The following is an 8,298-nucleotide window of genomic DNA, read 5'->3' on the forward strand; positions in this document are numbered from 1 at the left end:
GTCTCGGCCAGCAGCAAATCGAGCTGGGTGGTGATCTTGAATGCCAGCGGGTCGCCGTCGACCACCTGGACCTGGCCACCGACATGCTCGACCAGCGACGCGTCGTCGGTGAAACCCACGCCGCCACCGGCCCGGTAGGCCCCGTAGGCACGCAACAGCAGACCGGTCGCGAAGCCCTGCGGGGTCTGCACGGCACGCAGCCCGGCGCGTTCTGGCGTCCCGAGCACCACCCCGTTGGCGTCCACGGCCTTGATGGTGTCATGCAGGGGCAGGGCCGGCACCACGGCGTCGTGGCCGGCCCGCAGCGCCTCCACCACGCGGATCACCAGCGACGGGGGCGTCAGGGCACGCGCGGCGTCGTGCACGAGGACGTACTCGGGGGCGGCTGTGACGGCGGCCAGGGCCAGGCGCACAGATTCGGTGCGGTCGGTCCCGCCGGCGACGACGGTGGCTCGCCCGGCCTCGACGTCATCAGCCAGCACCCGGCCGGCCTCGTCGATCCGGTCGGCGGGAACGGCCGCCACCACGCGATCGACCACCCCGGCTGCCAACAAACCGGCGACGGCGCGCTGCAGCAGCGTGCGGCCGTCGACCAAACAGAATGCCTTGGGGATACCTGCGGCCAGTCGTTCGCCCGACCCTGCGGCGGGGACGACTGCGACTACGTTGCCTGACGTGCCGGTCTCCGGGGCCAACCCCGGCTGCGGGACCAACCCCGGCTGCGGGACCAACGGAGTGTCAGGACCTTCAGGAAGCGGCGGCCAGAACCTCGTCGAGGATGGTCTCCGCCTTGGCGTCGTCGGTGCTCTCGGCCAGCGCCAACTCGCCGACCAGAATCTGGCGGGCCTTGGCCAGCATGCGCTTCTCGCCGGCCGACAGGCCACGCTCCTGATCGCGACGCCACAGGTCGCGGACTACCTCGGCGACCTTGTTGACATCGCCGGAAGCAAGCTTTTCGAGGTTGGCCTTGTAGCGGCGCGACCAGTTGGTCGGCTCCTCGGTGTGCGGGGCCCGCAGCACCTGGAAAACCTTGTCCAAACCCTCTTGTCCGACGACGTCGCGGACACCCACATACTCAGCGTTCTCGGCGGGAACTCGAACGGTCAGGTCGCCCTGCGCCACCTTCAGGACGAGATATTCTTTTTGCTCCCCTTTGATCGTCCGGGTTTCGATCGCCTCGACTAACGCAGCACCGTGATGCGGGTAAACAACGGTGTCGCCGACCTTGAAGATCATCTGATTCGAGCCCCTTTCGTTACTTCATCCTAACACGGCCGCCTAACTACGCGCGAAGCAACGATGCAGGTCAGGGGCACAACACGCGCAGATTAGGGGTTGACATGCGGACCAAGTCGTGCAGTGCAGCACATTACCAACGCCCCCGACGCGGCCCGGCGGCGGCCTCGAGGACGGCTGTTACGGCGCTCCGGCGCTGGTCTGGCGCCCCGCGCTATCGCGCGCAAGACCTTCCTACTACTGTGCATAGTTGCATCAGTCGAACCGGCTCAGCAGGAGGCTCGAGAGAGTGAACCGCTTCAAGATCCGCCTCGGCCTTCCCGCGCTCGCCGTCGCCGGCGTGATGGCCGTCCTGGCCGCTCTGCTCAGCGGTTGCGGAGCCGGACAGGTCTCGCAGATGGCGGTCCAGGAGCCCGCCATCAACGGCAACAAGGTCACGTTCAACAACGTGGCGCTGCGCAACATCCGGATCCAGGCCTACCAAAGCGGTGATTACCTGCAGCCGGGCCGCACCGTGGACCTGGTGCTGGTGGCCGTCAACCTGTCGCCGAACACGCCCGACCGGCTCGTCGGCATCACCAGCGACATCGGCACGGTGACGGTCAGCGGCGACGCCCGCCTGCCCGCCGGTGGATCGCTATTCATCGGCACGCCCGACGGCGAGAAGGTGGCGCCGGGTCCGGTCGGTTCGAACACCGCCGCGGCCAAGGCGACCATCAATTTGGCCAAGCCCATCTCCAACGGGCTGACCTACAACTTCACCTTCAATTTCGAGAAGGCCGGCCAGGCCACCGTCGCGGTGCCGATCTCGGCCGGGCTGACGCCGCCGCAGCAAAACCAGGCGGGCTAACCGCCTGTCGTGACACGGGCTTGTCGTAGCGGCTCGATACCGTCATGGCGTGGCAACCGCGCGCTCGCAATACCGCTGTTCGGAATGTCGGCATGTCACCGCGAAGTGGGTCGGCCGCTGCATGGAGTGCGGCACCTGGGGCACCGTTGACGAGGTCCCGGTGCTCAGCGCGGTCGCCGGCCGTCGCGGCGCCCTGGCCACGGCGGCGCCGGCCGTGCCCATCACATCCATCGAGCCCAACGCCAGCCAGCACCGCACGACGGGGGTAGACGAACTCGACCGCGTGCTCGGCGGCGGCGTGGTGCCCGGCTCGGTCACGCTGCTGGCCGGCGATCCCGGCGTGGGCAAGTCGACGCTGCTGCTCGAGGTCGCGCATCGCTGGGCGAAAGCGGGCCGCCGCGCCCTGTACATCTCCGGTGAGGAGTCGGCGGGCCAGATCCGGTTGCGCGCGGACCGCATCGGCTGCGGCAGCGACGAGCTCTACCTGGCCGCCGAATCCGACCTGCACACCGTCCTCGAGCACATCGCGACGGTCAGGCCCGCGCTGGTGATCGTGGACTCGGTGCAGACCATGTCCACCACCGAGGCCGACGGTGTGGCCGGCGGCGTCACGCAGGTCCGCGCGGTGACGTCGGCCCTGACCGCGGCGGCCAAGACCAACGGCGTCGCGCTGATCCTGGTCGGGCACGTCACCAAGGACGGGGCCATCGCCGGGCCGCGTTCCCTCGAGCACCTCGTCGACGTGGTGCTGCACTTCGAGGGCGACCGCAACGGCTCGCTGCGCATGGTCCGGGGGATCAAGAACCGGTTCGGGGCGGCCGACGAGGTCGGCTGTTTCCTGTTGCACGACAACGGGATCGAGGGCGTCGCCGACCCGTCGAACCTGTTCCTGGATCAGCGTCCGGCCCCGGTGCCGGGCACCGCGATCACGGTGACACTGGACGGCAAACGGCCGCTGATCGGCGAGGTGCAGGCGCTGCTGGCCACGCCGGCGGGCGGCTCGCCGCGCCGCGCCGTCAGCGGCATCGACCACTCCCGGGCCGCGATGATCACCGCGGTGCTGGAAAAGCACGCCAGGCTGCCCGTCGGCATCAACGACATCTACCTGTCCACGGTCGGCGGCATGCGGCTGACCGATCCATCGTCGGATCTGGCGGTCGCGGTCGCGCTGGCGTCAGCGCTCACCGGCCTGCCGCTGCCCACCACCGCGGTGATGATCGGCGAAGTGGGACTGGCCGGAGATCTGCGGCGGGTCAGCGGCATGGAGCGGCGGCTGAGCGAAGCCGCTCGCCAGGGGTTTTCCATCGCGCTCATCCCGGACGGCGACGACCCCCGGCGCGAGATCGTGCCGAACGGGATGCGGGCGCTGCGCGCGCCCACCATCGTGGCGGCGCTGGAGCACATGATCGACATCGCCGACCACCGCGGCGGCGCTCCCGCAAACCCGCCATGGCTGGACGCATGACGCGTCGGGCCTGAAGAATGACATGCTGTGACTCGTCCGACCCTGCGTGAAACCGTCGCCCGCCTGGCTCCGGGCACCGGCCTGCGTGACGGCCTGGAACGCATCCTGCGTGGCCGCACCGGTGCCCTGATCGTGCTCGGCAACGACGAGGCCGTCGAGGCCATCTGCGACGGTGGGTTCGCGCTGGATGTGCGCTACGCGCCCACCCGGCTGCGCGAGCTGGCGAAGATGGACGGCGCCGTCGTGCTGTCCACCGACGGCAGCCGCATCGTGCGGGCCAACGTGCAGCTGGTCCCGGACCCGTCGATCGCCACCGACGAGTCGGGGACCCGGCACCGGTCGGCGGAGCGGGCGGCGATCCAGACCGGCTACCCGGTGATCTCGGTGAGCCATTCGATGAACATCGTGACCGTCTACGTCGGCGGGGAGCGCCACGTGGTGGCGGACTCGGCGACCATCCTGTCGCGGGCCAACCAGGCCATCGCCACCCTGGAGCGGTACAAGATCAGGCTCGACGAGGTCAGCAGGCAGCTGTCGCGCGCCGAGATCGAGGACTTCGTCACGCTGCGCGACGTCATGACGGTGGTGCAGCGGCTCGAGCTGGTCCGCCGGATCGGCCAGGTGATCGACAACGACGTGGTCGAACTGGGCACCGACGGCCGCCAGCTGCGGCTGCAGCTCGACGAGCTACTCGGCGGCAACGACAACGCCCGGGAATTGATCGTGCGCGACTATCACGCCAGCCCGGAGCCGTTGTCCGAGGCGCAGATGACCGCCACGCTCGACGAGCTAGACGCGCTGTCGGACACCGAGCTGCTCGACTTCACCATCCTGGCAAAGGTTTTCGGGTATCCGACCACCACCGAGGCGCAGGATTCGGCGGTCAGCCCGCGCGGCTACCAGGCGCTGGCCGGCATTCCCCGGCTGCAGTTCGCCCACGCCGACCTGCTGGTCCGCTCGTTCGGGACGCTGCAGAACGTGCTGGCGGCCAGCGCCACCGACCTGCAATCGGTCGACGGCATCGGCGCGATGTGGGCCCGCCATGTGCGGGAAGGACTGTCGCAGCTGGCGGAGTCGACGATCACCGACTCGCTGAACTAGGTGAATGCAAGGTGCGTGATCGGCCTCAGCCGGCCGGCGGGGCCATCGGCGGCGCCTCGGGCTGCGGCACCGCGCCCGGCTGACCCGGTCCGGGCACCGGGCCCGGCGGCGGTGGCGGCTGGTTCATGATGAACGGCACCGGCATCGAGCGCAGGTTGCCGAGCTGCACGACCAGGTTGTAGGTGCCCGGACCGATCGCCGGCCGCGGCAGCGGGCAGTGCGGCGCCGAGCCCATGCCCGTCCACGTCACCGCGGTGGTCACCTGCTCGCCCGGGGTGAAGGTCTTGATCAGCGTCTCGTTGGACGGCGCGCAGTCCAGGTTCGACCACAGCCGCTTGTTGTCCAGCGAGTAGACGTAGGCCGCCAGCACCGCGGCCCCAACGTCGCGCTTGCAGGCCACCAGTCCGATGTTGGTGACGACCATGGTGAACTTCGGCTGGTCACCAATAAAGTACTGGGGCGCGTTGGTCAGGCCCTTGACCGCCAGCGTCGAGTCGGGGCAGTCGTCGCCCTCTTTGAGCACCGGCGGGGGCTGCACCGCGGCGGTGGGCGTCGGCGACTCGGGGTTCACCCCCTGCGCCGGCGGCGCGACTGGCGCGGCGCCTTCGGGTCCGGGCGGTGGAGGCGCCTGCGGTGGGGGTGCGCCGGGCTTGCTCGGCGCCGAGTTGGGCTTGTCCGCGCTGGCGGGTTTGGCGCCCGCGCTGTGGCCCATGAATGCGATGACCGTGGCGACGACGATGCCGACGACGACGACCCCGATGCCCAGGGCCAGGCCCCGACGCCGCCAATAGATCTCGGTCGGTAGCGGGCCACGCGGTTCCAGATCCAGCACGATCACACCGTAGGCCCAGGTCACGCCGATTTGTTACATCCCGCTCGGCGTGTCGCGATGTTTGCTGGCCGATCGCCGTGCTATTCGCCTATGCCGCGCGGCCGGTTGTCCCCGTTACTCGCCGATGTCACCGACGTGGTCAACCAGCACCGCCCGCCCGTCGACGAGTTGATAGGCGACCCCGGCGAGCGCCAGCGTGCCGGCCGACACCCGCTCGGCGATCACCGAGGAACGCGCCACCAGCTGCGCCAGCGTCTCGCTCACGTGGCGCTGCTCGAACTCGTCGACACGGCTCAGGCCGTCGCGGCGGCCCAGCAGGATCGAGGGGGCGACGCGCTCCACCACGTCGCGGACGAACCCGCCGGGGATGGCCCCGTCGTCGATCGCGCCGATCGCGGCCTTGACGGCGCCGCAACTGCTGTGGCCGACGACCACGATGAGCGGCGCCCCCAGCACCGTCACCGCGTACTCGATGGAGCCCAGCACCGCGGCGTCGATGGCCTGCCCGGCGGTGCGGACCACGAACACGTCGCCCAACCCCTGGTCGAAGAGCAGCTCGGCGGCCACCCGGCTGTCCGCGCACCCGAAGATGATCGCGCTCGGCTTCTGGCCGGCGGCCAGGCTGGCCCGATGATCGACGCTTTGGTTGGGGTGGGCGGGCCGGCCGGCGGCGAATCGCTCGTTACCCTCTTTGAGTGCTTTCCATGCGGTTACCGGGGTGGTGTTTGGCATGGCACACATCATGCCGCACCCGCACATGACCGTCTGCCCAGAGCAACTCATCGACTGGTACGACCGGTCGCGCCGCGACCTGCCGTGGCGCGAACCCGGCGTCAGCGCGTGGCAGATTCTGGTCAGCGAGTTCATGCTGCAGCAGACCCCGGTGGCCCGGGTGCTGCCGATCTGGACGGAGTGGGTCAGACGCTGGCCCACCCCGTCGGCCACCGCCGCGGCCAGCGCCGCCGATGTATTGCGGGCCTGGGGGAAACTGGGCTATCCCAGGCGGGCCAAACGGTTGCACGAGTGCGCCACCGTCATCGCCCGCGACTACGGCGACGTGGTTCCCGATGACGTCGACACCCTGCTGACGCTGCCGGGCGTCGGCAGCTACACCGCCCGGGCGATCGCCTGCTTCGCCTATCGCCGGCCGGTGCCGGTGGTGGACACCAACGTGCGCCGGGTGGTGGCCCGCGCCGTACACGGCGTGGCCGACGCCGGCGCTCCGGCCGCGGCGCCCGACCACGCCGACGTCTCGGCGTTGTTGCCGGACGACGAACGCGCGCCGACGTTTTCGGTGGCGCTGATGGAGCTGGGCGCCATCGTGTGCACCGCGCGGGCTCCCCGATGCGGGCTGTGCCCGGTCGCCCGCTGCGCGTGGCGGGAGGCCGGCCATCCTGCGGCGGAGGGGCCGGCTCGCCGGGTGCAGACCTACGCCGGGACCGACCGCCAGGTCCGAGGACGCCTGCTGGATGTGTTGCGCGGCAACGATTCCGCGGTGACCCGCGCCCAGCTGGACCTGGCGTGGCTGACCGACACCGAGCAGCGCGACCGGGCGCTGGAGTCGCTGCTCGCCGACGGCCTGGTGACGCGGACCGCCGACGGCCGATTCGCTTTGGCCGGCGAGCACTAGCCGCGCGCGGTGATCGCCGCCAGGAAGGATGCGACCGCCTCGCGGTAGGCTTCCGGCGCCTCGTCGTGAACCAGGTGACCGGCCTCAGAAACATGCAGATAGGCTGTGACAGAACCTGTTTCGGACATTGTGCGCATCTGACCCGGCGGGGTGACGGAGTTGCCCGCCTCGATCAGCAGCGTCGGCGCGAGGACGGCCCGCCAGTGCGCCCAATAGTCGCGGGTGCCCCATTCGGCGGCGATCTCGATCCACCGCGAGGTGTGCCCATGCAGCCGCCAACCCGTCTCGGTGCGGTCGAACGCGTCCAGGAAGTACCGCCCGGCTACGGGGCCGAACTCTGCGAAAACCTCTTCGGCGGAGCCGAATTCGACGGGCAGGGCGTGCAGCCAGGGCTCCCACGGCCCGGTGGTGCGGCCGCGGAAGTCCGGCGCCATGTCCTCGATCACCAACGCCGACACCAGCTCTGGGCGCTCGGCGGCCAGGCACCACGAGTGCAGGGCACCCATCGAATGCCCGACCAGCCTGGCCGGCGTCCCCAATGCGGCCACCGCGTCGGCCAGGTCGGCCACGAAGCGTTCGGTGCTGATCGGGTGCGGATCGTCGACGTCGCGGCCCCGGTGCCAGGGGGCGTCGTAGGTGTAGACGGTGCCCAACTCGGTCAGCCACGGCAGCTGACGCGGCCAGGTGGTGCCGCGGCCCATCAGGCCGTGCACCAGTACCAGCGGTTCGCCGCGGCCGCCGCGGCAGGTCAGCAGATCGCTGGGCATAGCACCATCTTGCGTGGCCCGCCCGCGAACCCGGCACGCGGAGGGGCGCGGTAGCCTAGCGGGATGCCGCAAGTGGTGAAGATCAACGCAATCGAGGTGCCGGCGGACGCCGGTCCCGAATTGGAAAAGCGGTTCGCCCACCGCGCGCACGCGGTGGAGAACCAGCCCGGTTTCCTCGGCTTCCAGCTGCTGCGCCCCATCAAGGGCGAGGACCGCTACTTCGTGGTGACGCACTGGGAGTCCGACGAGGCATTCCAGGCGTGGGCGAACGGCCCCGCCATCGAGGCCCACGCCGGGCACCGAGCCAACCCGGTGGCGACTGGCGCATCGCTGCTGGAGTTCGAGGTTGTGCTGGACGTTGCCGGGAACGACCAGACTGGCTAGCGGTCGGCCGGCGCGGCGCCGCGTCGCGGCGTT

10 protein-coding genes are annotated in these 8,298 nt (G+C 70.2%); 5 read left to right on the forward strand and 5 right to left on the reverse strand.

Annotated features, from left to right (window positions below; genetic code table 11):
• Together ispD and carD are read right to left on the reverse strand one after the other, a co-directional pair.
• A partial coding sequence (gene ispD, locus A9W96_RS01755; protein WP_067137629.1) for a 2-C-methyl-D-erythritol 4-phosphate cytidylyltransferase occupies positions 1-695 on the reverse strand: 695 nt, incomplete at its 3' end.
• A 52-nt stretch (positions 696-747) separates the two neighbouring features.
• Positions 748-1,236, reverse strand: coding sequence for an RNA polymerase-binding transcription factor CarD (gene carD / locus A9W96_RS01760; RefSeq protein ID WP_003419482.1), 489 nt, complete (start codon positions 1,234-1,236; stop codon positions 748-750).
• Between the two features lie 289 nt (positions 1,237-1,525).
• On the opposite strand from carD, the gene A9W96_RS01765 reads away from it, so the two are divergent.
• From A9W96_RS01765 to disA, 3 genes are read left to right on the forward strand one after another with little or no spacing between them, the layout of a single operon-like run.
• Complete coding sequence (locus A9W96_RS01765) at positions 1,526-2,086, forward strand: hypothetical protein (RefSeq protein WP_066877163.1); 561 nt, start codon at positions 1,526-1,528, stop codon at positions 2,084-2,086.
• Positions 2,087-2,135: 49 nt separating this feature from the next.
• Positions 2,136-3,551, forward strand: coding sequence for a DNA repair protein RadA (gene radA, locus A9W96_RS01770; RefSeq protein WP_066877161.1), 1,416 nt, complete (start codon positions 2,136-2,138; stop codon positions 3,549-3,551).
• A 27-nt stretch (positions 3,552-3,578) separates the two neighbouring features.
• The gene (gene disA, locus A9W96_RS01775) at positions 3,579-4,652 is read left to right on the forward strand and encodes a DNA integrity scanning diadenylate cyclase DisA (protein WP_066871621.1); all 1,074 of its coding nucleotides are present in this window, start codon (positions 3,579-3,581) and stop codon (positions 4,650-4,652) included.
• A 25-nt stretch (positions 4,653-4,677) separates the two neighbouring features.
• On the opposite strand, the gene A9W96_RS01780 is transcribed toward disA, so the two are convergent.
• Together A9W96_RS01780 and A9W96_RS01785 are read right to left on the reverse strand one after the other, a co-directional pair.
• Complete coding sequence (locus tag A9W96_RS01780; protein ID WP_156765084.1) at positions 4,678-5,484, reverse strand: hypothetical protein; 807 nt, start codon at positions 5,482-5,484, stop codon at positions 4,678-4,680.
• Positions 5,485-5,598: 114 nt separating this feature from the next.
• Positions 5,599-6,216, reverse strand: a complete 618-nt coding sequence (locus A9W96_RS01785) for a carbonic anhydrase (protein ID WP_067137631.1) — start codon at positions 6,214-6,216, stop codon at positions 5,599-5,601.
• Between A9W96_RS01785 and A9W96_RS01790 the strand changes: the two genes are divergently transcribed.
• Positions 6,215-7,114: an A/G-specific adenine glycosylase gene (locus A9W96_RS01790; RefSeq protein ID WP_067137623.1), complete on the forward strand. Its 900-nt coding sequence runs from the start codon at positions 6,215-6,217 to the stop codon at positions 7,112-7,114. The two genes, A9W96_RS01785 and A9W96_RS01790, sit on opposite strands and share 2 nt — an antisense overlap.
• Here A9W96_RS01790 and A9W96_RS01795 read toward each other — a convergent pair.
• Positions 7,111-7,881, reverse strand: coding sequence for an alpha/beta fold hydrolase (locus A9W96_RS01795; protein ID WP_067137625.1), 771 nt, complete (start codon positions 7,879-7,881; stop codon positions 7,111-7,113). The two genes, A9W96_RS01790 and A9W96_RS01795, sit on opposite strands and share 4 nt — an antisense overlap.
• A 63-nt stretch (positions 7,882-7,944) precedes the next feature.
• Between A9W96_RS01795 and mhuD the strand changes: the two genes are divergently transcribed.
• A complete protein-coding gene (gene mhuD / locus A9W96_RS01800; RefSeq protein ID WP_067137627.1) occupies positions 7,945-8,265 on the forward strand; it encodes a mycobilin-forming heme oxygenase MhuD in 321 nt (106 codons plus the stop codon).
• The last annotated feature ends 33 nt before the right edge of the window (positions 8,266-8,298 follow it).

The organism is Mycobacterium sp. 1245852.3 (assembly GCF_001669335.1).
Taxonomy (GTDB): domain Bacteria; phylum Actinomycetota; class Actinomycetes; order Mycobacteriales; family Mycobacteriaceae; genus Mycobacterium; species Mycobacterium europaeum_A.